At 66.9% G+C, this 24,156-nt stretch carries 18 protein-coding genes and 1 pseudogene; 12 read left to right on the top strand and 7 right to left on the bottom strand.

Annotation, left to right across the window (positions count from 1 at the left end):
* Positions 1-41 precede the first annotated feature (41 nt).
* Positions 42-629 carry a rhodanese-like domain-containing protein gene (locus FBY35_RS08405; RefSeq protein ID WP_142213174.1) on the top strand — a complete coding sequence of 196 codons (588 nt, stop codon included), beginning with the start codon at positions 42-44 and terminating at the stop codon, positions 627-629.
* A 67-nt stretch (positions 630-696) separates the two neighbouring features.
* Here FBY35_RS08405 and FBY35_RS08400 read toward each other — a convergent pair whose 3' ends face one another.
* From FBY35_RS08400 to FBY35_RS08375, 6 genes are all read right to left on the bottom strand, one after another.
* Positions 697-2,226: a UDP-N-acetylglucosamine 1-carboxyvinyltransferase gene (locus tag FBY35_RS08400; RefSeq protein ID WP_142213173.1), complete on the bottom strand. Its 1,530-nt coding sequence runs from the start codon at positions 2,224-2,226 to the stop codon at positions 697-699.
* A 48-nt stretch (positions 2,227-2,274) separates the two neighbouring features.
* Positions 2,275-2,631, bottom strand: a complete 357-nt coding sequence (locus FBY35_RS08395) for a VOC family protein (RefSeq protein ID WP_142213172.1) — start codon at positions 2,629-2,631, stop codon at positions 2,275-2,277.
* A 212-nt stretch (positions 2,632-2,843) separates the two neighbouring features.
* Entirely contained in the window at positions 2,844-3,842 is a 999-nt protein-coding gene (locus tag FBY35_RS08390; RefSeq protein WP_142213171.1) for a hypothetical protein, read from the bottom strand.
* A 26-nt stretch (positions 3,843-3,868) separates the two neighbouring features.
* The gene (locus FBY35_RS08385; protein ID WP_142213170.1) at positions 3,869-4,780 is read right to left on the bottom strand and encodes a hypothetical protein; all 912 of its coding nucleotides are present in this window, start codon (positions 4,778-4,780) and stop codon (positions 3,869-3,871) included.
* Positions 4,781-4,786: 6 nt separating this feature from the next.
* Positions 4,787-5,137 carry a hypothetical protein gene (locus FBY35_RS08380; protein ID WP_142213169.1) on the bottom strand — a complete coding sequence of 117 codons (351 nt, stop codon included), beginning with the start codon at positions 5,135-5,137 and terminating at the stop codon, positions 4,787-4,789.
* 292 nt (positions 5,138-5,429) lie between these two features.
* Positions 5,430-6,551, bottom strand: a complete 1,122-nt coding sequence (locus FBY35_RS08375; RefSeq protein ID WP_399208244.1) for an IS630 family transposase — start codon at positions 6,549-6,551, stop codon at positions 5,430-5,432.
* A 420-nt stretch (positions 6,552-6,971) separates the two neighbouring features.
* Between FBY35_RS08375 and acnA the strand changes: the two genes are divergently transcribed.
* Positions 6,972-9,686 carry an aconitate hydratase AcnA gene (acnA, locus tag FBY35_RS08370; protein ID WP_142213168.1) on the top strand — a complete coding sequence of 905 codons (2,715 nt, stop codon included), beginning with the start codon at positions 6,972-6,974 and terminating at the stop codon, positions 9,684-9,686.
* Positions 9,687-9,756: 70 nt separating this feature from the next.
* Here the strand turns inward: acnA and FBY35_RS08365 are convergent, their stop codons facing one another.
* A complete protein-coding gene (locus tag FBY35_RS08365) occupies positions 9,757-13,593 on the bottom strand; it encodes a GH92 family glycosyl hydrolase (RefSeq protein ID WP_142213167.1) in 3,837 nt (1,278 codons plus the stop codon).
* Between the two features lie 505 nt (positions 13,594-14,098).
* On the opposite strand from FBY35_RS08365, the gene ngcE reads away from it, so the two are divergent.
* From ngcE to FBY35_RS08310, 10 genes and pseudogenes are all read left to right on the top strand, one after another.
* Positions 14,099-15,535, top strand: a complete 1,437-nt coding sequence (ngcE, locus tag FBY35_RS08355; protein ID WP_142213166.1) for an N-acetylglucosamine/diacetylchitobiose ABC transporter substrate-binding protein — start codon at positions 14,099-14,101, stop codon at positions 15,533-15,535.
* A gap of 44 nt (positions 15,536-15,579) precedes the next feature.
* The gene (locus FBY35_RS08350) at positions 15,580-16,509 is read left to right on the top strand and encodes a carbohydrate ABC transporter permease (protein WP_142213165.1); all 930 of its coding nucleotides are present in this window, start codon (positions 15,580-15,582) and stop codon (positions 16,507-16,509) included.
* 14 nt (positions 16,510-16,523) lie between these two features.
* Entirely contained in the window at positions 16,524-17,459 is a 936-nt protein-coding gene (locus tag FBY35_RS08345) for a carbohydrate ABC transporter permease (RefSeq protein WP_142213164.1), read from the top strand.
* 101 nt (positions 17,460-17,560) lie between these two features.
* A complete protein-coding gene (locus FBY35_RS08340; RefSeq protein ID WP_142213163.1) occupies positions 17,561-18,043 on the top strand; it encodes a MarR family winged helix-turn-helix transcriptional regulator in 483 nt (160 codons plus the stop codon).
* A 2-nt stretch (positions 18,044-18,045) separates the two neighbouring features.
* Positions 18,046-18,492 (top strand): hypothetical protein, encoded by a 447-nt coding sequence (locus FBY35_RS08335; RefSeq protein WP_142213162.1) that lies wholly within the window; start codon positions 18,046-18,048, stop codon positions 18,490-18,492.
* 107 nt (positions 18,493-18,599) lie between these two features.
* Positions 18,600-18,958, top strand: a pseudogene (locus FBY35_RS08330) (helix-turn-helix domain-containing protein).
* Positions 18,959-19,273: 315 nt separating this feature from the next.
* Positions 19,274-20,473 carry an ROK family transcriptional regulator gene (locus tag FBY35_RS08325; protein ID WP_142213161.1) on the top strand — a complete coding sequence of 400 codons (1,200 nt, stop codon included), beginning with the start codon at positions 19,274-19,276 and terminating at the stop codon, positions 20,471-20,473.
* 122 nt (positions 20,474-20,595) lie between these two features.
* Positions 20,596-21,708 carry a substrate-binding domain-containing protein gene (locus tag FBY35_RS08320; protein WP_186356883.1) on the top strand — a complete coding sequence of 371 codons (1,113 nt, stop codon included), beginning with the start codon at positions 20,596-20,598 and terminating at the stop codon, positions 21,706-21,708.
* 182 nt (positions 21,709-21,890) lie between these two features.
* Complete coding sequence (locus FBY35_RS08315) at positions 21,891-22,679, top strand: ATP-binding cassette domain-containing protein (protein WP_142213160.1); 789 nt, start codon at positions 21,891-21,893, stop codon at positions 22,677-22,679.
* A complete protein-coding gene (locus FBY35_RS08310; RefSeq protein ID WP_142213159.1) occupies positions 22,676-23,965 on the top strand; it encodes a sugar ABC transporter permease in 1,290 nt (429 codons plus the stop codon). The genes FBY35_RS08315 and FBY35_RS08310 overlap by 4 nt, the downstream gene beginning before the upstream one ends.
* The last annotated feature ends 191 nt before the right edge of the window (positions 23,966-24,156 follow it).

Genomic DNA, 24,156 nt, shown 5'->3' with positions numbered 1-24,156 from the left:
CCGGTTCGGGACCGCGTCGACCATTAAGGATCACACCTGCCATGACCAACACCCCCGCCCCCGCCACCCTCGGCACCGACCAGGCCCGCACCCGGCTGCACGAACTCACCGTCATCGACGTGCGCACGCCCGCCGAGTACGCCTCCGGCCACCTGCCCGGCGCTCTGAACATCCCCCTCGACCACGTCCGCCGCGCCCTGCCGGAGATACGGCACGCCGCCGGACGCGGTGACGTCCTTGTGGTGTGCGCCTCCGGCGCGCGCTCCGAGAACGCCTGCAAGCTGCTGTCCGAGCAGGGCATCACCACGGCCACGCTCGCCGGCGGCACCGGTGCGTGGGCCGCCGAGGGGCACGACCTGCACACACCGGCTGCCTGCGATACCCGGGCGGGTTGGAGCATGGAACGCCAGGTCCGCTTCACCGCCGGCAGCCTGGTCCTGCTCGGCCTCCTCCTCGGCCTGCTCGTGCACCCTGCCCTCCTGCTGGTCGCGGCCGGTGTCGCGGGCGGCCTGGTCCTCTCCGCCCTCACGAACACCTGCGGGATGGCGGTCGTACTCGGCAAGCTGCCGCACAACCGCCCGCGCGCGGCCGATCTCGACGCCGCGCTGGCCACTCTGCGCAGCCGCTGAACCCCACGTTCCAGGGCGCTTGCGGAGACTCCGTGGGCGCCCTGGACGGTGCGGCGGCATCCGCAATTCAGATGTCGCGGAAGATCTCGATCTGGGCCCCCACCGAGTTCAGCCGCTCCGCCAGCTCCTCGTACCCCCGGTTGATCACATACACATTGCGCAGCACCGACGTGCCCTCGGCCGCCATCATCGCCAGCAGCACCACCACCGCGGGCCGCAGTGCCGGCGGGCACATCATCTCCGCCGCGCGCCAGCGGGTCGGGCCCTCCACCAGGACGCGGTGGGGGTCCAGCAACTGCAGCCTCCCGCCAAGGCGGTTGAGGTCCGTGAGGTAGATCGCGCGGTTGTCGTAGACCCAGTCGTGGATCAGCGTCTTGCCCTGGGCGACCGCCGCGATCGCGGCGAAGAACGGGACATTGTCAATGTTCAGGCCCGGGAACGGCATCGGGTGGATCTTGTCGATCGGTGCCTCCAGCTTGGAGGGGCGTACCGTCAGGTCCACCAGCCGGGTACGGCAGTTGTCCGCCGCGTACTCCGCCGAGCGGTCGTGGTCCAGGCCCATCTCCTCCAGGACCGCGAGCTCGATCTCCATGAACTCGATCGGGACCCGGCGGATCGTCAGCTCCGACTCGGTGACAACCGCCGCCGCCAGCAGGCTCATCGCCTCGACCGGGTCCTCGGAGGGGGAGTAGTCGACGTCCACGTCGATGCTCGGGATGCCGTGCACGGTCAGCGTGGTCGTGCCGACGCCCTCGACCTTGACGCCCAGTGCCTCCAGGAAGAAGCACAGGTCCTGGACCATGTAGTTGGAGGACGCGTTGCGGATGACGGTCACGCCGTCGTGGCGGGCCGCGGCCAGCAGCGCGTTCTCGGTCACCGTGTCGCCGCGCTCGGTCAGGACGATCGGGCGGGCCGGTGTGGTCACACGCTCCACCTTCGCGTGGTACAGGCCCTCCGTCGCGGTGATGTCCAGGCCGAAGCGGCGCAGCGCGATCATATGGGGTTCGATGGTCCGCGTGCCGAGGTCGCAGCCGCCGGCGTACGGCAGCTTGAAGCTGTCCGTCCGGTGCAGCAGCGGGCCGAGGAACATGATGATCGACCGGGTCCGGCGTGCGGCTTCCGCGTCGATGGCGTCCATGTCGAACCGTGCGGGCGGCACGATCTCCAGGTCCATGCCGTCGTTGATCCAACGGGTGCGCACCCCGATGGAGTTCAGCACCTCCAGCAGCCGGAAGACCTCCTCGATACGGGCCACCCGCCGCAGCACCGTACGGCCCTTGTTGAGCAGCGAGCCGCACAGCAGCGCGACACAGGCGTTCTTGCTCGTCTTCACGTCGATGGCCCCGGACAGCCGGCGACCGCCGACCACCCGAAGGTGCATGGGCCCGGCGTAGCCGAGCGAAACGATTTCACTGTCGAGCGCCTCGCCGATGCGCGCGATCATCTCAAGGCTGATGTTCTGATTGCCCCGCTCGATGCGGTTCACGGCGCTCTGGCTGGTGCCGAGCGCTTCGGCCAACTGCGTTTGTGTCCAGCCCCGATGCTGACGGGCGTCACGGATGAGCTTGCCGATGCGTACGAGGTAGTCGTCTGCCATGGCGGCAGGCTATCTCAGATATGAGATGTGATCGCCCCGGGTGGGCCATCAGGGTGACAGGTTGTGAGCTACGGGGTGTTTTGGTTCATACAGGGGCAGTTCGGACCCGCTCGGCATCCGCACCGCGGCCAGTACTCCCCATCCCTGGTCGCTCGGCTGTTGTGAGACCTCCACCCCGCGCTCCGTGAGTCTGGCCAGGGTCCGCTTGAGGTCGTCGCACATCAGATAGAACTCGGCCTTCGGCTGATCTCCTGTCGGATGGACGGCGATCTCCGTCGGTGGCAGCTTGAAGATGAGCCAGCCGCGTCCCGCGTCGACGTGCGCGAAGCCGAGCACGTCCTTGACGAAGGCCCGGTCGGCCTCCGAGTCCCGGCTGTAGAGGATCACATGCGCACCACTGAACATGCTCCGATACTGAGCCGGGCGCACGCGCAGGGCAATCTCCGCGCGGCCGTACGGGCGCCCGGGCGCGCCCTCGGGTGAGTGTCCTTCGACAGCGAAGTTAGTCGTGTGCAGCCCGCTGACCTGGGCCGACTAGGTTGGATGTCAACGAGCCTGCTCGTGCTGACAGGCCCCGAGGCGGGAGCAATCCGGCCTCGCGGTTCAACAGCCCTCGGTCAGCCGTTGAAGGGTGAAGGGGCCACTTGGGGTGCGACCGTTGCCGTGGCCAGGGCGGCCGTGTCCGGGTTGATCAGGCCCTTGAGGTCGCGGAGATCGAGCGTGGCGGAGCCGATGCCGCAGCCGTAGGCGAAGAGGTAGTAAGGGGGAAAGTCGACGACGAGTAGGCCGCCGTCCTCCAAGCCCATTTTCATGGTCTTCTGATAGCTGCTGGGCGTGACCGTTCCCTGGGGCGTCTGGCCGCCGGCGAGGAGGGTGTCCGCGTCCGTGGTGCAGGAGCCGCCGTTCATGCTCGTGATCTTCGGGGCGATCAGCCTGGCCAGCTTGGTGGCACCGGCGGTTTGCCGGGCGGCGGGAAGAAGGATCTGGTCCTTGTCCAGGATCGTCCAGGTGTCCGTGTTGATGTTGATCCAGTCGTCGATCACCCCACCGTGGTTGCCGCCGACGTATACCTGGCCGGTGAACTGGATCACAGCCAGTCGGCCGACCTGGTTGATCCTGGGTTGCTCGGAGAGGGTGAAGGCCGCGCCCTGAGCCACGTCGGACGTGGTCTCGTCGACGGCGGCGAGGAAGCCCTTGACTTCGTCGTCGACGCGGCTCCTGAGCTTCGAGTTGAGCGCATCGACGGCCGGGTTCGCCGACCAGAAGACCGGCAGGGTCGCGTCGACCTTGTACTGGGCGCCTCCCTTTCCGGTTCCACTGCGCGTGACCTTGGTGGTGCAGCTGCGCCAAGTGGCGGTGGAGAACAGGAGCTCGACCTTCGGCCGTGGTTCGATGACCTTGTTCGGTGCGGCGGCGCACCAGGCGGACGGCTTGTCGCTGGTCGGGCTGGGGCTCGGTACGGCGGTGGACCTCGCCGGCGTGGGAGTGGTCGCGCCGGTGTGCGGGGTGGCGGAGTCCGGAGCCGTAGCAGCCCACTGTCTCGCCAGGTACCCGGCGAGCCCGGCCAGGATCACGGCGACGACCAGCACCAGCGTCATCCTGCGGTTCGTGCTCATCCTGGCCGGCTTCACCCGCTCCCCACCTACTTCGCCGTGGAGGCGGTGCCCTGGGCCAGCCGGACCGTGCAGGGCGTGCCGCACATCCCTTCCATCGCCTTCGCACGGTCGGTGACGGTGAAGGAGTCCTGATAGTCCGGGGCGAGCGCCTGGTCGTAGGCCGAGGCGAATCCCCTGGTGTGGAACGGCCGGGATCCGTTGGTCAGTGTCTGTGTGGTGTGCTCGCCGTCGATGACCTCGTCGAGCACGAGGTCGTAGGTGACATCCCACTTGACGGTCTGGAAGGTGAAGCCGAAGTTCACGATCTCCCCCTCCTTGACGGAGACCGAGTGGTCGTCGAAGTAGCGTCCGCCGAACGCCTCCCCCTCGCGATCGGCGTTCCGGGCGACGGGGACTGTTTCGTCGAGGTTGAACCCGATCTTGATGTTGGTGTCCTCGCCCTGGGACGGATAGACGAGCAGTGTCCCGCCGGGTGCCGGGGTGGCCTTGCTGCGGACCTTGATGTGGATGCCCGTGATGTCGACGGTGTGGCTGCGGTTGCCCTCGAGAGTCACCAGCGTGGTCGTCTCATAGGTGTCCACTTCGTCGGACCGCTTCGACATGACCGCGGCCACCTGGTCGGTGTGGAGCGTCTGTCCGGCGCTCAGCAGCCTTCCCGGAAAGAACCACGCCCCGTTGTGGTTCACGATGCTGTCCCTGGTCTGGACCGTGACGCGCAGCGGCGGGCCACTGGCCAGCGCGTCTCTGATGTCTGGGGCGAAGTGATAGAACCCGCCGAAGACGACGACCATGGCCGACGCGATCGCACCGGTCCACTTCGCCCTGTAGTAGTTGTTCGTCACGTGTACGTCGCCCACGTCGCCCGCAGCCAGGGTGTTGACACTCCCCTTGCCGGAGCGGACCTGCTGACGTACCCCTCGGCGGTCCCCGTCACCCACCGGCTGCTACTCCCTCTCCTCTGGCGGGAGCGCGACGTTTCCGCCGGCCACGATGTTCCGGCTGCGGCGGCCGGACTTCACGCGCTGATCGAGCGGCGCCGCCGGTCTGTTTCGCCCGGCCGGTCCCGGCGCGCCTGTCCCGGCGACGCCGATGTCCCCGCGGGCCACGATGTTTTCGCTGTCCCGGCCCGCGGTGACCTCCTGCCTGTCGGCCGAGGCGGGGCCGCTCCCGGGCGTGCTGCTGCGGACCCACTCGAAGGCGCTGACCGCCAAGCCGCTGAGGAACACGGCAACGACCATCGCCACGGCCCACCGGTCACTGTCGGCTCGCGGGGTCCAGGAGAACCTGAGCGTCATCACTACCGTTGTACTGCCCGCGAAGACCAGGACCGGGACCGCTACCCGCCACGCCACCGTCCGCCAAGACCTTGCACCAAGGTCACTCATGTGGTCAATGTTCCCACGAGCCAGGCAAGTTGAACACGCGAGTGACTCAACTCGGCGCTTCGCGCGGTGAGCACCTCCCGCTCCGCCGCGAGGCCCTCCACTCATGTTTCACAAGCACACTAAGTCGCACGCCATGCACGTCACCCACGCCGCATACTCGTGTCGCGCCGGACGGCCGACGTGCAGAACTGAGTACCCGTTGCTAGTGTCCTGCGCCTGAAATCCGTCGGCAGAAGTGGGCGAGGGATTCGAGGATCTCTTCGGCGGTCTTGGTCCAGATGAACGGCTTGGGGTCTTCGTTCCAGTTCTTGATCCAGCGGCGGATGTCGGCTTCCAGGTTCTGGACGTTCTTGTGTGCGCCGCGGCGGATCATCTGGTCGGCCAGGAAGCCGAACCACCGCTCGACTTGGTTGATCCAGGAGGAGCCGGTGGGGGTGAAGTGCATGTGAAAACGTGGGTGTTTGGCCAGCCATGTTTTGATCGCGGGGGTCTTGTGGGTGCCGTAGTTGTCGCAGATCAGGTGGATCTGCAGGTCCGCGGGCACTTCCTTGTCGATCCTGATCAGGAACTTCTTGAACTCCGTCGCCCGGTGTCGGCGGTGCAGGGCACTGATGACCTCGCCGGTGGCGACGTCGAACGCGGCGAACAGGGTGGTGAGGCCGTTGCGGACGTAGTCGTGGGTGCGCCGCTCGGGCATGCCGGGCATTATCGGCAGGACCGGCTGGGACCGGTCCAAGGCCTGGATCTGGGACTTCTCGTCCACCGAGAGGACCACCGCGCCTTCGGGCGGGTTGAAGTACAGGCCGACGACGTCGTAGACCTTCTCCACGAACAACGGGTCCGTGGACAGTTTGAAGGTGTCCGTCAGATGCGGCTTGAGCTGGAACTTTCGCCAGATCCGGCCGATGGTGGACCTCGACAGGCCGCTGTGCTCGGCCATCGACTTGCGCGACCAGTGAGTGGCGTTCTTCGGGATTTCCTCCAACGTCGTGACCACGACCGCTTCCACCTGATCAACGCTGATGGTGGGCGGCCGGCCCGGCCGCGGCTCGTCGACCAGGCCGTCCAGCCGCTCCACCAGGAACCGGCGCCGCCACTTGCGGACGGTGTCGGCGGTCACCCGCAACTCGCGGGCGACCGCGACGATCGGTGGTACCTCCGGCCCCGCGCACGCCAGCACGATCCGCGCACGCAGGGCCAGCGCCTGGGACGACGACGCCCGCCGCGTCCACCGCTCCAACACCGCTCGCTCGTCATCAAACAGCAGCAACGGTTCCAGCTTCGGGCCCCGACGAGGAACTGACGCACCAGCAGCAGAAGTCACACAACTTCTAACGATCAACTACCGGCGCAGGACACTAGGTGTTGGGAGGGGCCACCCCGATGGCGTGCCTACTCGACCCAGCCACGCCACGAGCCCTGACCGTGGCGCAGCTCAGCCGTCTCGCGGCCGTAGCACACCCCAGCCCGCTCACCCCGCACGACTAGGTTCGCTGTCAAAGAAGCCGAAACGGCTGGGTTAGCTGTCAAACGACTCGATTGGATGACAAGGGACAGTGAGGTCCGGGCATGACCGGGCAGCGGTCATGTACTAGAGTTATCTCGACATCGAGATATCTGCCGAAGGCGTACCGCAGCCGCCAACCAGTAAGGGTTACCTAACTAAGTCTTACCTTAGCGGATCGGCGAGCAGCCGTGGCGGCAGCATTGAGGTAGTACGCGCATATTGATGAAGGAGACTGTCGTGTCGGCGAACAGCTTCGACGCCCGCAGCACGCTGCGCGTGGGCGACGAGTCGTACGAGATCTTCAAGCTGGACAAGGTCGAGGGCTCCGCACGCCTCCCTTACAGCCTGAAGGTGCTGCTGGAGAACCTGCTCCGCACGGAGGACGGCGCGAACATCACCGCCGACCACATCCGCGCGCTCGGCGGCTGGGACTCGCAGGCTCAGCCGAGCCAGGAGATCCAGTTCACGCCGGCCCGCGTGATCATGCAGGACTTCACCGGCGTTCCCTGTGTCGTCGACCTCGCCACCATGCGTGAGGCCGTGAAGGAGCTCGGCGGTGACCCGGCGAAGATCAACCCGCTGGCCCCCGCCGAGCTGGTCATCGACCACTCCGTCATCGCCGACAAGTTCGGCACCAAGGACGCCTTCGCGCAGAATGTCGAGCTGGAGTACGGCCGCAACAAGGAGCGGTACCAGTTCCTGCGCTGGGGCCAGACCGCCTTCGACGAGTTCAAGGTCGTCCCGCCGGGCACCGGCATCGTCCACCAGGTCAACATCGAGCACCTTGCTCGTACGGTCATGGTCCGGGGCGGCCAGGCCTACCCCGACACCCTCGTCGGCACCGACTCGCACACCACCATGGTCAACGGCCTCGGCGTCCTCGGCTGGGGCGTCGGCGGCATCGAGGCCGAGGCCGCGATGCTCGGCCAGCCGGTCTCCATGCTCATCCCGCGCGTCGTCGGCTTCAAGCTGACCGGTGAGCTGAGGCCCGGCACCACCGCCACCGACCTGGTGCTCACCATCACCGAGATGCTGCGCAAGCACGGCGTCGTCGGCAAGTTCGTCGAGTTCTACGGTGAGGGTGTGGCCGCGACGAGCCTCGCCAACCGCGCCACCATCGGCAACATGTCGCCGGAGTTCGGCTCCACCGCCGCGATCTTCCCGATCGACGACGAGACCCTGAACTACCTGAAGCTGACCGGCCGCAGCGAGCAGCAGGTCGCGCTCGTCGAGGCGTACGCCAAGGAGCAGGGCCTCTGGCTCGACCCGGCCGCCGAGCCCGACTTCTCCGAGAAGCTCGAGCTGGACCTGTCCACGGTCGTCCCGTCGATCGCCGGGCCGAAGCGCCCGCAGGACCGTATCGTCCTGGCAGGCGCCAAGGAGCAGTTCGCGCTCGACGTACGCAACTACGTGGACGTGGACGACGAGGCGGGCAAGGAGTCCTTCCCGGCCTCCGACGCCCCGGCCGAGCACAACGGCGTTCCGACCCGCCCGACACTGGTCACCGCCCCCGACGGCTCGACGTACGAGATCGACCACGGCGCCGTCACCGTCGCCGCGATCACCTCCTGCACCAACACCTCGAACCCGTACGTCATGGTCGCCGCCGCGCTCGTGGCCAAGAAGGCGGTCGAGAAGGGCCTGACCCGCAAGCCGTGGGTCAAGACCACGCTCGCCCCCGGCTCCAAGGTCGTGACCGACTACTTCGACAAGGCGGGTCTCACCCCCTACCTCGACAAGGTCGGCTTCAACCTCGTCGGCTACGGCTGCACCACCTGCATCGGCAACTCCGGCCCGCTGCCGGAGGAGGTCTCCAAGGCGGTCAACGAGCACGACCTGGCTGTTACGTCCGTCCTCTCGGGCAACCGTAACTTCGAGGGGCGCATCAACCCCGACGTCAAGATGAACTACCTGGCATCCCCGCCGCTGGTCGTCGCGTACGCCATCGCGGGCTCCATGAAGGTGGACATCACCAAGGACGCGCTCGGCATCGACCAGGACGGCAAGCCGGTCTACCTAACGGACATCTGGCCGACCGAGGCCGAGGTCAACGATGTGGTGGCCAACGCCATCGGCGAGGACATGTTCAACAAGTCCTACCAGGACGTCTTCGCGGGCGACGCGCAGTGGCAGGCGCTGCCGATCCCGACCGGCAACACCTTCGAGTGGGACCCGCAGTCCACCTACGTCCGCAAGCCCCCGTACTTCGAGGGCATGACGATGGAGACCACCCCGGTCTCGGACATCTCCGGCGCGCGCGTGCTGGCCAAGCTGGGCGACTCGGTCACCACCGACCACATCTCCCCGGCCGGTGCCATCAAGGCCGACACCCCGGCCGGAAAGTACCTCACGGAGCACGGCGTCGAGCGCCGTGACTTCAACTCCTACGGCTCGCGCCGAGGCAACCACGAGGTCATGATCCGCGGCACCTTCGCCAACATCCGCCTGCGCAACCAGATCGCGCCGGGCACCGAGGGCGGATACACCCGCGACTTCACGCAGGAGGGCGGGCCGGTCTCCTTCATCTACGACGCCTCGCAGAACTACCAGTCCGCCGGCGTCCCGCTGGTCATCCTGGCGGGCAAGGAGTACGGCTCCGGCTCGTCCCGCGACTGGGCCGCCAAGGGCACCGCGCTGCTCGGCGTCAAGGCCGTCATCGCCGAGTCGTACGAGCGCATCCACCGCTCGAACCTCATCGGCATGGGCGTCCTGCCGCTGCAGTTCCCGGAGGGCGCTTCCGCCGCGTCCTTCGGCCTGACCGGCGAGGAGACCTTCTCCTTCAGCGGCGTGAGCGAGCTGAACAACGGCATCACGCCGCGCACGGTCAAGGTCACCACCGACACGGGTGTGGAGTTCGACGCGGTCGTCCGCATCGACACCCCCGGTGAGGCGGACTACTACCGCAACGGCGGCATCATGCAGTACGTGCTGCGGAACCTGATCCGCAACTAAGCGCGGCAGTAAGGCAGTACGGCGAATGGGCCGCATCCCCGGCGACGGGGATGCGGCCCATTCGCCTGTTTCAGGAAAGCAGTTCGATCTCTGCCAGCGTCGCCGGGCCGGTCGCCACGAGCCGGTACTTCGCATAGCTGCCCGGGGCGCCGACCGTGAAGGCGCGGGTCTGCCTGTCCCAGGCGAAGCTCTGGCCTGAGCGCTTGTCCAGGTCCTTCCAGGTCGTCCCGTCCTGCGAGCCCTGCAGCACCCACCCGGCCGGGGCCTTGGCCCGTGCCGACGAGGTGAGTGTGTACTGCACCGCCCGGGTCCCCGGCGCCACCGGCAGCTCAGCCCTCTCGAACGCGGCCTCGGTCGCCGAGGCGTTGTCGAAGAGCGGACCGCTCCCGGTGATCGCATCGCGGCGGGGGGAGGGCGCCTTGTCGTCCTGCGTGATGGAGACCGGGGCCGCCTTCTTGCCGGTGCCCCACGAGGACGGCTTGGAACCCATCGAGAACTCCAGCGTGCCGCCCCGCGCGATCAGTTCGTGCGGAAGGGCGGTGGAGTTCCATGCCGTGCTGTTCACCCGCAGGCTCTGCACGTAGATGTTCCGCCCGTTGTTCCTCGGGGCCTTGACCACGAGATCGTGGCCGTTCTCCAGATGGACGGTCGCCTTGGTGAACAACGGCGACCCGATCGCGTACTCGCCACTGCCCATCACCAGCGGGTAGAAGCCGAGCGCGGAGAAGAGATACCAGGCCGACTGCTCGCCGTTGTCCTCGTCGCCGTGGTAGCCCTGCCCGATCTCGCTGCCGGTGTAGAGGCGGGAGAGCACCTCACGCACCTTTTCCTGGGTCTTCCAGGGCTGGGAGGCGGCGTTGTACATGTAGGTGACGTGGTGGGCGACCTGGTTGGAGTGGCCGTACATGCCCATCCGGACGTCACGGGCCTCCGTCATCTCATGGATGACGCTGCCGTACGAGCCCACGAACTCCGGCGAGGCCGTCTCGGGGGTGGAGAAGTAGGCGTCGAGCTTCTCGCCGAGTGCCGCGCGGCCGCCGTAGAGATTGGCGAGGCCGCGGCTGTCCTGGGGCGCGGTGAAGGCGTAGCCCCAGCCGTTGGTCTCGGTGTAGTCGTAGCCCCACACCCGCGGGTCGAACTGTTCGGAGGGGACCCGCCAGTCGCCCTTGAGGTCGCGGCCCTGGAAGAAGCCGGCCCTGGAGTCGAAGAGGGTGACGTAGTTCCGGGCCCGGTTGAGGAAGTACGCGGACTCCTCCTGGTAGCGGGCCTTCTTGGTCTTCTTGTGGAGAGCCTGGCCCATCTTCGCCAGGCCGTAGTCGTTGAGATAGCCCTCCAGCGACCAGGACAGGCCCTCATGGGTCTGCGTGGAGGCGTAGCCGAGGAACGGCGAGGTCTCCATGCCCTTGCGGCCCACACCCGACCAGGGCGGTACCACGGTCGCGTTCTTGAGCGCCGCCTCGTACGCCGCCTCGGCGTCGAAGTCCACGCCCTTGACGTACGCGTCGGCGAAGGCCACGTCCGAGCTGGTGCCGGTCATCAGGTCCGCGTAGCCGGGTGAGGACCAGCGCGAGATCCAGCCGCCTTCCTTGTACTGCTGGACGAAGCCGTCGACCAGCTCGCCCGCCTTCGCCGGGGTGAGGAGGGAGTACGCGGGCCACGTCGTGCGATAGGTGTCCCAGAAGCCGTTGTTGACGTACACCTTCCCGTCGACGATCTTCGCGCCGGTACGGGTCGGGGTGTCGGGTCCGGTCATCGGCGAGAACGGGCTCGCGTACTGGTGCCTGGGCCGGGACGTGGTGCCGGTGTTCTCGAAGCCGGAGTTCGGATAGAGGTACAGGCGGTAGAGGCTGGAGTAGAGAGTCGTGAGCTGGTCGCGGTTCGCGCCCTCGACCTCGACCTTGCCCAGCAGGTCGTCCCAGGCCGCCCGCGCGCGGTCCTTGACCCGCTCGAAGCGGGTGCCCTGGGGGATCTCGTCGGCGAGGTTCTTCTTCGCCTGGTCGACGCTGATGAGCGACGTGGCGATACGGAGACCGACGGTGCGGTCCTCGCCCGCACTGAAGCGGAGATGACCGCTGACGCCCTCGGAGCCCGAGGAGGTGACCGGCGCGTCGAAGACGCCGTAGACGAAGAGCCGCGTCGCACCGGTGGACAGTCCGCTCTTGACGTCCGAGAAGCCGGTGAAGGAGCTGGTGGCCGGATCGAGGGTCAGGCCGCCTTCCTTGGTGACGTTGTCGAAGATGACGCTCGCGTCGTCACCGGGATAGGTGAACCGCATCATCGCCGCGTGGTCGGACGGGGCGATCTCGGCCTTGAGGCCGTTCTCGAAGGTGACGCCGTAGTAGTGCGGACGCGCGGTCTCCTTCTCGTGCCGGAAGGGCAGGGCCCGCTTGGCCCGGTCGGTGTCCGGGGTGCCTGCCGCGGCCGATGGCATCAGCTGGAACGTCTGCCGGTCGCCCATCCAGGGGCTCGGCTCATGGCTGGCGCTGAAGGCCTGGACGGTCGGCAGATTGTCCGCGTTGTTGCCGCGCGCGTACTCGTACAGCCAGCTCTTGGACGCGGAGTTGGTCGCCGGGGTCCAGAAGTTGAAGCCGTGCGGGACGGCGGTCGCGGGGAAGGTGTTGCCGCGGGAGAAGGACCCGCTGGAGTTGGTGCCGCGGACGGTCGACGCGTAGTCCGAAAGATGGGCGAGCCGCCGCTCGGGAGCCTTCGGCTTCAGCGAGATGTCGTCGATCCATCCCTGGAACTTCGCCGGGCCCTTGGGGGAGTCGTACGCCACCAGGATCCGGTCGACCGTCCGGCCGGAAGCGACCGCACCGATCCTGGACGAGACCTGGTTCCACTGGTTGACGTAGAGCCGCTTGGCCGCGCCCTGGCCCTGCGGGGTGAGCAGACCGCCGTGCGAGTCCGTGGCCCGGAGTTCACTCAGATAGGTGCCGTCGGTGAACGCGAGGTCCACCGACACATTCGTGGCCGGGTAGCTGAGATCCGTGTCCGGCAGGGAGGGGAAGATCCGGTACGAGAGTTCGGTGTCGCGGCCCACGGCCGTGTTGACGTCGAAGACCTTGTTGTACGAGTAGGCCCGGCCGTCCGCCTTGTGAGTGCCGGCGTACTTCAGCGCCCGCTTGCCGGTGAACCCTGCACTGGACTTGGCGGTGGGTGAGCCACTGGGCCCGCGGTCGACCTGGCTGCGCATGTCGTCGGGCGTGGGCGTGCTGGTGTCGCCGTTGGAGAACTGCACATCGGCGAGCTGGGTCAGGCCCGCGCCGTTGTTCTTGGTGATCTCCAGCCGGTAGTGCGCATAGGCGGTGGCGTTCGCGCCGTCCGCGATGTCGTACGTTCTGGTCTCGAAGCGCTTCTCGAAGTTCTGGCCCTCACGGGAGTCCAGGACCTTCCACTCCTTGCCGTCGGCCGAGCCCTTGAGGGTCCAGTCCCTGGGGTCACGCTCGGCTGCGTCATTGGCCGAGGTCATCGCATAGGTGACGACCTTGACCGGCGCGTCCGTGTCGAACTCGATCCAGGCGGTGGGCTCGAAGGCCAGCCATTTGGTCCCCGGCTGCAGATCGACCAGGTTCTCCTTGGTCTCCCCGGCCCCGGTGTTCTCGGCGCCGGCGCGCACGTCTGTCACCCTGTCGGTGACATTGCCCGGGATTCCGGCGGAGAACCCACCGTCGACGCCGGATGACCGCTTGTTTCCGGCTGGGTCGATTTCTACCGTATTGCGCCATTCCGGCTGAGGCTCGTCCGCTTCGAAGGACGAGGCGAACTCCCGTTCCGCCGCGAGGGATTGGGCGGACTGCGCGGGCAGGGCGACGGCCACCGACTGGGCCGTCATCGCGAACATGGAAGCGGCAGCCACCAGGGCTGCCGCACGGAATTGTCTCTGCCGAGGTCGGGTTCTGGGCTGCATCCCGGGGCCTTTCCTGCACTGGAACCGCGTTGGACAACGTTGTCAGGAGCGAAGCGCAGGCTCCAGTAGGGAGGCAAGTGCCATACGGTGTCAAGGGTGTTGGCGGTGCGTGGCGGCTGGATTCCGCCGGTCCGGGCAGAGCGCTGTGGTCGGATGAGTGCGCACGGGACTCAGGTGTCCGCGAGGTCTCAACTCGGGAAAGACTGCCGTCCAACCTTGCTCTCGATCTTGCTCCCCCGGCCGGAAGTGGACTATACCTGTCGGCGTCCGCATAGCTGTTCCACATGGCAGCGGGCCAGGGGGTCGGGTCGGTGACAGGCGTCTGCGCATCGGCCGGCGCCGCATGGCCCATTTCCCGCTGCCAACCGTGCACGACTCAAGCTTCACTGGGTTTCCCCCCGGGAAAACTCAGCAACTGACCGCGGTGGCGGGGCCCTTCGCCTGAGGAGAGACGGACGGGCGACCGGTACACCGCCTGAGTCCTGGAGAAGGCGAGGACTTGAGCATGGGATCCACCTCCGCCCACAAGAATGACGGCCTCGGCCGTCGTGATCTGATCAAGCGGTCTGCCGCACTCGGTTTGATCACCGTTCCGACGATGAGCTTCCTCGCCGCGTGTGCCTCCGGTGGTGGCGGCGACGACGGCAGCAACACCAAGGGGAAGGTCAGCAAGGACAACCCGTTCGGTGTGGCCAAGGGCAGCAAGGTCGACGTCGTCGTCTTCAAGGGCGGCTACGGCGACGACTACGCCAAGGCATGGGAAGCCGCCTTCGACAAGAAGTGGGGGACCAAGTCCTCCCACCTCGGCACCCAGGAGATCACCGGGAAGCTGCAGCCGCGCTTCAACGGAGGCAACCCGCCGGACGTCATCGACGACTCCGGCGCCCAGCAGATCAAGCTGGACGTGCTCTTCAAGAGCGGCCAGCTCGCCGATCTGGGGCCGATCCTGGACTCGCCCTCCCTCGACGACCCGAGCAAGAAGGTCCGGGACACCCTGATCCCGGGCACCGTCGAACAGGGACTCCAGGGCGGCAAGATCGTCTCGCTCAACTACGTCTACACCGTCTGGGGGCTGTGGTACTCGGGCAAGCTCTTCAAGGAGAAGGGCTGGACGTCTCCCAAGACCTGGGACGAATTCCTCGCCGTCTGCAAGTCGGCCAAGGAAGCGGGCATCGGCGGTCTCGCCCACCAGGGCAAATTCCCGTACTACATCAACGTCGCCATCATGGACCTGATTGCCAAACTCGGTGGTCTGGACGCCATGAAGGCGATCGACAATCTCGACCCCAAGGCATTCGTCGGCAGCAATGTCGCCAAGCAGGCCGTCGAAGCGGTCTACGAAGTGGTCGAGAAGGGCTATCTCATGCCCGGCACCAACGGCCTGACGCACACCGAGTCGCAGACCCGCTGGAACCAGTACAAGGCCGCGTTCATCACCTCGGGTTCCTGGCTGGAGAACGAGCAGCTCAAGCAGACTCCGGACGACTTCGACATGAAGTTCCTGCCGATGCCGCTGCTGCCCGGCAGCAAGCTGCCCTTCGAGGCGATCCGGGCCGGAGCCGGCGAGCCCTTCATCGTCCCGGAAAAAGCGAAGAACAAGGCCGCGGGCCAGGAATTCCTGCGCGCCATGCTCTCCAAGGAATGGTCGACGATCTTCGCCCAGAAGGCGAACTCGCTGACCATCCTCAAGGACGGCGTCGACCCGAACGTCCAGCTCCGCCCCGGCACCAAGTCGGCGGTGGACGCTGTGAAGGCTGCGGGCGACAACACCTTCAACTACCTGTACCCCAACTGGTACAGCCAGATGGACACCGACATCCAGAACGCGTCCAACGAGCTCATGGCCAAGCGAATCCAGCCGGCGGAATGGCTGAAGCGGGCTCAGGCAGCGGTCGACAAGGCGGCAAAGGACCCGAACAGCAAGAACAACCACCGCGACTGAGCAGGCTCACCCCCGCTCACCCGGAACACCAGGGACAGGATGCCATGCGAAAAGGGCAGTACCGGTTCGTCACAGGGTTTCTTCTGGCACCCTTGGCGCTGTATCTGATCTTTGTGATCTGGCCGTATCTGCAGACGATCGGGTACTCGTTCACCGACTGGAAGGGTCAGTCGCAGACCTTCGGATTCGTCGGCCTTGACAACTACACCGCACTGCTCGAGGACGATGTCTTCCTGAAGGCAATTTGGCACAACATCCTGTTCCTGGTGTTCATTCCGGTGATCACCATCCTGCTCGCTCTCTTCTTCGCCTTCATGGTGAATGCCGGCGGGCGGAGTGGCGCCGGAGGCGTCAAAGGCGTTCACGGGTCCGGCCTCTACAAGATCGTCTACTTCTTTCCCCAGGTGCTGTCCCTCGCGATCCTCGCGGTGCTCTTCGGCGCCGTGTACCGCAGTGACGAAGGCGGCCTGCTCAACGGTCTCCTGGTCAAGGCGGGTCTTGTGGACGCCGCCAGCCCGATCGAGTGGCTCAATGAGCCGAACTTCGTGCTCTGGGCCCTGATGGCCGTGGTCGTCTGGCACGGAGTGGGTTTCTATCTCGTCCTCTTCTCGGCAGCCATGCAGTCCATTCCCAGGGACATTTACGAGGCGGCGCTGCTGGACGGGGCAGGCCGGGCCCAGACCTTCTTCCGGGTCACCCTCCCGCTGCTGTGGGATTCGGTGCAGACGTCCTGGGTCTATCTCGGCATCACGGTCATGGACCTGTTCGTGCTCGTCTCGACGATGACGCAGGGGCAGTTCGGAGGCGGTCCCGACCACCACAGCGAGGTCATGGCCACCGTCCTGATGCGCAACTTCCTCTACTTCGGCAAGAGCGGCTACGCCTGCGCCATGGGCGTCGTGATGCTTGCGCTGACCTTGATCCTGTCCGTCGTCACGCTGCGCGCCACCCGCCGCGAGCGCATCGAGTTCTGAGCAGGGGAAGAGCGATGACCACACCCACCAAAGAGCCCGCCGCCACGTCGTCGGGCAAGGTACCCGGGCAGCGCGCGGGAGGACGGTCCGTCCGGCACGGCGCCGCCTCCACCGAGGGCTTCACCCTCAAGGTCTTCTCCCACGGCTTCCTTGCCCTGTGGGCCGTGATGATCGTGCTGCCGCTGCTCTGGCTCGTACTGAGCTCGTTCAAGACGGACGCACAGATCGGCGGATCCGCCCTGAGCTGGCCGAGCGAATGGTCCCTGGACGTCTTCGGGCGTGCCTGGGACAAGGGCATCGGCGACTACTTCACCAACACGGTGATCGTGCTGGTCTTCTCGGTGCCCCTGACGATGCTCCTCGGCTCCATGGCCGCGTACGTCCTGGCGCGGTACGAGTTCCCGGGCAACCGGCTCATCTACTACTTCTTCGTCGGCGGGGCCATGTTCCCCGTGTTCCTCGCGCTCGTACCGCTCTACTTCATGGTGCAGCGGTTCGGCATGCTGAACACCTATCAGGGCTTGATCCTCGTCTACGTCGCGTACTCGATGCCGTTCACGGTGTTCTTCATGCACTCCTTCTTCCGTACGCTTCCGACGGCCGTGCACGAGGCGGCGGTGATCGACGGGGCCTCGCACACCCGGGTGTTCTTCCAGGTGATGCTTCCGATGGCGAAGCCGGGGCTGCTCAGCGTGGGGATTTTCAACACCCTCGGCCAGTGGAATCAGTACATCCTGCCCGCGGTGCTGATGCAGCCCAAGGACAACGCCGATCCGGAGCGCTATCTGCTCACGCAGGGCCTGATCCAGCTTCAGCAGCAGCAGGGATACGCGACGGATCTTCCCGTGCTGTTCGCCGGAGTCACGATCGCCATGGTCCCGATGCTCGTGGTCTACCTCTCCTTCCAGCGGCAGGTTCAGGCGGGTCTGACGTCGGCGACGCTCAAGTAGCTGCCTGGTGTGACGGTGCAGGCGCCGCGGTGGTGTACCGCGGCGCCTTGCCATCTCCTAAATAGTAGCCATGAATATAGTAGCCATGTACTGTATATGCCATGAGCGCAGCATCCGAGGGTTCGACGCCCGGCTTCCTGGTCTGGCGACTGTCGATGAAGTGGCGGGTCGCCGTCGACCGGGCGGTGGCGCCGCTCGGGCTGACCCATGCGCAGTACTCACTGGTCGCCTCGCTGTACGGAATGCAGCGGTCCGGGCTGCGGCCCAGCCAGCGTCAGCTCGCCGACCACACCGGCCTCGAACCGCTCTATGTCTCGAAGCTGGCCCGCACCCTGGAGGCCGCCGGTCTGGTCGAGCGCCTCCCGGACCCCTCCGACACCCGGGCGGTCCAGCTGTCTCTCTCCGATCAGGGGCGCGATGTCACCCGCCGTGCGATCGACGTCGTCCAGCAGCTCCTCGACCGGCTCCTGGAGCCGTTGGGGGGCCTGGAGGGGCGGCGTACCGAAGTGTTCTCGCGCGAACTGGCGCTCTTGCTCAACACACCGCTCGACACACCCCAGGACGTACCGATCAAGGAGGAGTAGCCATGTCCACTGCACCCAGTCTCAACGGCCAGGTCATAGGCCGGGCCCACTACGCGACCCGCGCCGTTCTGGACAGCCTGCTGGCCCGCGAAGGCATCACCTTCCACCAGGTCGTGGCGCTCAACGCGTCCGCCGACGCCGGGGGCGCCGTCGAGCGGGACCGGCTCGTCGGACGGATGACCAGCACGCTGAAGATCGACGAGTCGGCGGTGCTGACGGTGATCGCCGAGCTGACCCGATCGAGCCTGGTGGAGACTCTGCCCGGCGACATCGCGCGTGTCGCTCTCACGGAGAGGGGCCGAGCGCTGCAGAGCCGGGTCAAGGCCGGTACCGCGAAGATCACCGAGCGGCTCTACGGCGACCTGCCGGCCGAGGACCTCTCGACCACGGGCCGCGTACTGACGCTGGTCACCGCCCGTGCGAACGCCGAGGCGGCAGACACCCCCTGAGGGCTGTCCGGTCGGTCGTGGGTGAGGTCACCGGATCCGTCACGGACGGCGGAGAACCGTGGTCTGATGGCGCCGTGAGCCGCGCCGCAGAAGAGTCCAACCGCCTCATGCTCCGGGCACGGGACGCGATGGACCGCGCCTACGCGCAGCCGCTGGACGTCACGGCCCTGGCCCGGATCACCCATGTGTCCGAGGCGCACTTCACGCGCACCTTCCGGGCCACGTTCGCCGAGACGCCGCACCGCTATCTGCAGCGCCGCCGCGTCGAGCGTGCGATGTTCCTGCTGCGGGAGACCGACCGCAGTGTGACGGACATCTGCTTCCAGGTCGGCTTCGGCAGCCGGGAAGCTTCAGCCGTACCTTCCGCGACATTGTCGGCCGGTCACCGAGGACGTACCGGAAGGAAGCGGCCGCCAGCGATGTACCGACCCGCTTCACCATGGCGTGGACACGGCCGAGCGCCTGACCTGCTGCGGCCGTGCCGCATCTCCTCGAAGCGCGCGGGCCGACCGTCCGGGGCTCCCACGCCCCTGCGGTCGGCCCGCTTGTCTGTGCGCACGGGAGTCGTACGCACTGCTGGACCGGCTGCCGGACCGCTCCGGGAGCCGGCGCCCCCGCGATCGCTCGTCCGTGGTTCTCTCCGCTCAAGGCCTTGACGCGATAACGCACGAGAGTTGTGCTTAGAGTTCACAAGTTGGAGAAACGTCCGGGGTTGCCTCACGGTGACACCGGCCGGGGGCGGTCGTCGCGCCGCCTACCGGGGGCAGGAGTGGATGAGTCAATGGAGACTCCGGGATCGCAGACATCTCTGCACCGGGCCAACCTCGAGCGGGTCGTGCGTGCCGTGCGCATGGCGGGCTCGCTCACGCAGGCGGAGATCGCGAGGAGTACCGGCCTCTCCGCGGCCACCGTCTCCAATATCGTTCGCGAACTGAAGGACGGCGGGACCGTTGAGGTGACGCCCACGTCCGCGGGCGGCCGCCGGGCCCGCAGCGTCTCGCTCAGCGGCGACGCGGGCATCGTCATCGGCGTCGACTTCGGCCACACCCACCTGCGGGTCGCCATCGGCAATCTGGCTCACCAGGTGCTCGCGGAGGAGTCCGAGCCGCTCGATGTGGACGCCTCGTCCGCGGAAGGCTTCGATCGCGCGGAACAGCTGGTCAACCGCCTGATCGAGGCTTCGGGCATCGGCCCGGACAAGGTGGTCGGCGTGGGTCTCGGTGTACCCGGCCCGATCGATGTCGAGTCGGGCACCCTCGGCTCCACGTCGATCCTGCCGGGCTGGACCGGTATCAACCCCAGCGAGGAGCTCTCCGGGCGGCTCGGCGTGCCCGTGTACGTCGACAACGACGCCAACCTCGGTGCCCTGGGCGAGCTCGTCTGGGGCAGCGGTCGAGGGGTGCGGGACCTCGCGTACATCAAGGTCGCCAGCGGTGTCGGCGCCGGTCTGGTCATAGACGGCCAGATCTACCGGGGTCCGGGCGGCACGGCCGGCGAGATCGGCCACATCACGCTCGACGAGTCGGGTCCCGTCTGCCGCTGTGGCAACCGCGGCTGCCTGGAGACCTTCGCAGCGGCCCGTTACGTACTGCCGCTTCTCCAGTCCAGTCATGGCCCGGATCTGACCATGGAGCGCGTGGTCCAGCTGGCCCGCGAGGGAGACCCCGGCTGTCGCCGGGTCATCGCCGACGTGGGGCGGCACATCGGCAGCGGTGTGGCCAACCTGTGCAATCTGCTCAACCCCAGTCGCGTCGTGCTGGGCGGAAATCTCGCGGAAGCGGGAGAATTGGTTCTTGGACCGATCAGAGAGTCGGTCTCCCGGTATGCGATCCCCAGCGCGGCACGCCAGCTGTCCGTCCTTCCCGGGGCGCTCGGCGCGCGTGCCGAAGTGCTTGGGTCGCTGGCCCTCGTCCTCAGCGAAATGGGCGATTCAACCCTTTTGGACAGCTCGACGCCCGTCGGGGCGCCTGCCTTCACTTAGATAACGAATGGCACCGTTGTCATCTCGTTAAGGATTTACTCCTTGACGACGACACCGGGGCCGAGTTGACTTCCAGCCACCTCGGCCGCAGCGACGCGGCCTCGTCAGGGAGGTTTTCGAAGATGAATACGCGAATGCGTCGTGCAGCCGTAGCCGTAGCCGCCACCACGATGGCCGTTTCCCTCGCCGCCTGTGGCAGCGCCAAGGAGTCGGGCGACAAGACCAAGGAGAGCGGCGCCGGCAAGGGCGACGACATCACCATCGGTCTGCTGCTGCCGGAGAACCAGACCGCGCGCTACGAAAAGTTTGACAAGCCGCTCATCGAGAAGAAGATCAGCGAGCTGACCAACGGCAAGGCGAAGGTCATCTACGCCAACGCCAAGCAGGACGCGACGGTGCAGAACCAGCAGGTCGACACGATGATCACCAACAAGGTGGACGCCCTCATCGTCGACTCGGTGGACTCCAAGGCCATCGCCGGCTCGGTCAAGAAGGCCAAGGACCAGGGCATCCCGGTCGTCGCCTTCGACCGACTGGCCGAGGGCCCGATCGACGCCTACACCTCTTTCGACAACGAAGAGGTCGGCCACGTCCAGGGCAAGGCGCTGCTCACCGCACTCGGCGCCAAGGCCAAGGACGGGCAGATCGTCATGATGAACGGTGCCGTCACCGACCCGAACGCCGCCCTCTTCAAGAAGGGCGCGCACGCCGAGCTCGACGGCAAGGTGAACGTCGGCAAGGAGTACGACACCAAGGAGTGGAAGCCGGAGAACGCCAACGCCAACATGGAGGCCGCGATCTCGGCCCTCGGCAAGGACAAGATCATCGGCGTCTACTCCGCCAACGACGGCATGGCGGGCGGCATCATCACCGCCCTGAAGGCCGGCGGCTTCGCCAAGCTCCCGCCGGTCACCGGCCAGGACGCCGAGCTCGCCGGTGTGCAGCGCATCGTCGCGGGTGAGCAGTTCATGAGCGTCTACAAGCCGTACGCGCCGGAGGCCGCCGCCGCCGCCGAGATGGCCGTGGCGCTCGCCAAGGGCGAGAAGCTCGACTCCATCGCCAAGGAGAAGGTCTCCAGCCCGACCACCAAGGACGTCCCGTCGGTGCTCGTCCCGGTCGTCTCGCTGACCAAGGACAACATCAACGCCACGGTCGTCAAGGACGGCGTCTACACCGTCGCCGAGATCTGCACCCCGAAGTACAAGGCCGCCTGCGACGCGCTCGGTCTGAAGTAAGCCCACAGAGCCTCACGGGACTTACGCACCCATGAAGCCTGTTCGGTGCCCCGCCCCCTTTTCAGCCCCCGCTACCGGGGCGGGGCGCCGGACAGAAACGCTTCTTCCAACTGTTCGCTTCTGCTCAACCTCCGCGCCCGTTCCCCCGGCGCGGCATCCCCGCCGGTCAGGCGGCGAAGGAGATGGTTCACGTGTCCGCTACGCCCGTGCTGGCGTTGCGCGGGGTCTCCAAGCGATTCGGTGCCGTTCAGGCGCTCACCGATGTAGAGCTTGAGGTCCATGCCGGTGAAGTGGTCGCCCTGGTGGGCGACAACGGAGCCGGAAAGTCCACGCTGGTCAAGACGATCGCCGGCGTACATCCCATCGATGAAGGCGTCATCGAGTGGGACGGCAGCAAGGTCCAGATCAACCGGCCGCACGACGCCCAGAATCTGGGCATCGCGACCGTCTACCAGGACCTCGCGCTGTGCGACAACATCGACGTCGTCGGCAACCTCTACCTGGGCCGGGAGATCCGCAAGCGCGGCGTCCTCAACGAGGTCGAGATGGAGCGCCGCGCCCGGGAACTGCTCGACACCCTGTCGATCCGCATCCCCAGCGTGCGTATCCCGATCGCCTCGCTCTCCGGCGGTCAGCGCCAGACCGTGGCCATCGCCCGCTCCATGCTCGGCGAGCCCAAGCTCGTCATCCTCGACGAGCCGACGGCAGCGCTCGGCGTCGAGCAGACCGCCCAGGTCCTCGACCTCGTCGAGCGGCTGCGCGAGCGCGGTCACGCGGTCATCCTCATCAGCCACAACATGGCCGATGTGAAGGCCGTCGCCGACAAGGTCGCCGTGCTCCGCCTCGGCAGGAACAACGGCGTCTTCGAGGTCAGGACCACCTCGCAGGAAGAGATCATTTCCGCCATCACCGGTGCCACGGACAACGCCGTGACCCGTCGTGCGGCGCGCACCACGGAGGTTCAGAAGTGAACATCGACAAGACCTCCACCCCCACCGACGTCAGTGTGAACCCGGAGGCCGAGAAGCACGGGGCCGTCACCGCGGTCGACCCCCGGCTGCTGGTGCGTGAGCAGGGCTTCGCCGGTTACATCACGGAGTTCAAGCGCAAGCTGCACTCCGGCGACCTGGGCTCGATCCCGGTGGTGATCGGCCTGATCATCATCGCCATCGTCTTCCAGAGCCTGAACTCGAACTTCCTCTCGGCACAGAACCTCAGCAACATCGCCGTCGCGATGGTCGCCACCGGCATGATGGCCGTCGGCATCATCTTCGTGCTGCTGCTGGGCGAGATCGACCTGTCGGTCGGCTCGGTCAGCGGTGTCTCCGGCGCGATCGTCGCGGTACTGACCGTCACCCACGGCATGAACGAGTGGCTCGCGGTCATCATCGCGCTCGCGAGCGGCGCGGCCATCGGCGCACTCCACGGCTTCTTCTTCGCCCGGATCGGCGCACCCGCGTTCGCCGTCACGCTGGCCGGCCTGCTCTTCTGGCTGGGCTTCATGCTCCAGCTCCTCGGCGACCAGGGCACGATCAACCTGGACAGCGACGGTGTGGTCGGCAAGCTGACCACGTACTACTTCTCCGACGTGGCGGCCGCCTACGGCCTCGCCGCGGTCGCGGTGGCCGGGTTCTTCTTCTCGGCCTTCTTCGACGCCCGCCGCCGTGAGGCCGCCGGCGTTCCGTCGCGGCCGCTCGTCGACATCGCCGTGCGTACGGGTCTGCTCGCGGTGGTGGCCTTCGCCGCCGCCGTCATGTTCAACGAGTACAAGGGCCTGCCGCTGGCGCTGGTCCTGTTCCTGGTGGTGCTGGTCGTGACGGACTTCGTGCTCCGGCGCACCACGTACGGCCGCAAGATCTTCGCGCTCGGCGGCAGCGTCGAGGCCTCCCGCCGAGCCGGTATCAACGTCACGGCGGTCCGGATCTCGGTCTTCTCGATCGCGGGCACCTTCGCCGCCGTCGGCGGACTGTTCTGGGCGTCCAAGATCGCGGCGGCCAACCAGAGCGCCGGCGCCGGTGACCTGCTGATGAACGTCATCGCGGCGGCCGTCATCGGCGGCACCAGCCTCTTCGGCGGTCGCGGCCGGACATGGAACGCGCTGCTCGGTGTCATGGTGATCGTCTCGATCCAGTACGGGCTGGCGCTGGAAGGCATCGCCACTCCGATTCAGTACATGATCACCGGTGGCGTTCTGCTGGCTACCGTGGTGATCGACTCCGTCACCCGGAAGACCCAGAAGACAGCGGGCCGCGCCTGACCGCGGCCTTACAGGAGTGCCCGGCACCGCTTGCGGTGCCGGGCGCCTCTGTGTTCGCACTCCTCGCCTGCCACCACCCTGCCGCGGAGCCACCGTGCCCCACCTCACCCATTTGCGTGATGTAGATCGCACAGCCCGATGACGTCCGCGGCAGGCGGAACATTAGACTCGACAAACCGGCACGCTAGACC

The sequence above is a fragment of the Streptomyces sp. SLBN-118 genome (assembly GCF_006715635.1).
In the GTDB taxonomy this organism is placed as follows: domain Bacteria; phylum Actinomycetota; class Actinomycetes; order Streptomycetales; family Streptomycetaceae; genus Streptomyces.
This window is presented reverse-complemented; position numbering and strand designations above follow the sequence as displayed.

Bases quoted from the DNA above. Each gene is read 5' to 3' on its own strand.
- FBY35_RS08320 (WP_186356883.1), top strand. From the start codon at position 20,596: ATGAATACGCGAATGCGTCGTGCAGCCGTAGCCGTAGCCGCCACCACG.
- FBY35_RS08400 (WP_142213173.1), bottom strand. From the start codon at position 2,226: ATGGCAGACGACTACCTCGTACGCATCGGCAAGCTCATCCGTGACGCC.
- FBY35_RS08390 (WP_142213171.1), bottom strand. From the start codon at position 3,842: ATGAGCACGAACCGCAGGATGACGCTGGTGCTGGTCGTCGCCGTGATC.
- FBY35_RS08335 (WP_142213162.1), top strand. From the start codon at position 18,046: ATGTCCACTGCACCCAGTCTCAACGGCCAGGTCATAGGCCGGGCCCAC.
- FBY35_RS08325 (WP_142213161.1), top strand. From the start codon at position 19,274: ATGGAGACTCCGGGATCGCAGACATCTCTGCACCGGGCCAACCTCGAG.
- FBY35_RS08315 (WP_142213160.1), top strand. From the start codon at position 21,891: ATGGTTCACGTGTCCGCTACGCCCGTGCTGGCGTTGCGCGGGGTCTCC.
- FBY35_RS08345 (WP_142213164.1), top strand. From the start codon at position 16,524: ATGACCACACCCACCAAAGAGCCCGCCGCCACGTCGTCGGGCAAGGTA.
- FBY35_RS08395 (WP_142213172.1), bottom strand. From the start codon at position 2,631: ATGTTCAGTGGTGCGCATGTGATCCTCTACAGCCGGGACTCGGAGGCC.
- FBY35_RS08340 (WP_142213163.1), top strand. From the start codon at position 17,561: ATGAGCGCAGCATCCGAGGGTTCGACGCCCGGCTTCCTGGTCTGGCGA.
- FBY35_RS08405 (WP_142213174.1), top strand. From the start codon at position 42: ATGACCAACACCCCCGCCCCCGCCACCCTCGGCACCGACCAGGCCCGC.
- ngcE (WP_142213166.1), top strand. From the start codon at position 14,099: ATGGGATCCACCTCCGCCCACAAGAATGACGGCCTCGGCCGTCGTGAT.
- FBY35_RS08350 (WP_142213165.1), top strand. From the start codon at position 15,580: ATGCGAAAAGGGCAGTACCGGTTCGTCACAGGGTTTCTTCTGGCACCC.
- FBY35_RS08365 (WP_142213167.1), bottom strand. From the start codon at position 13,593: ATGCAGCCCAGAACCCGACCTCGGCAGAGACAATTCCGTGCGGCAGCC.
- FBY35_RS08380 (WP_142213169.1), bottom strand. From the start codon at position 5,137: ATGACGCTCAGGTTCTCCTGGACCCCGCGAGCCGACAGTGACCGGTGG.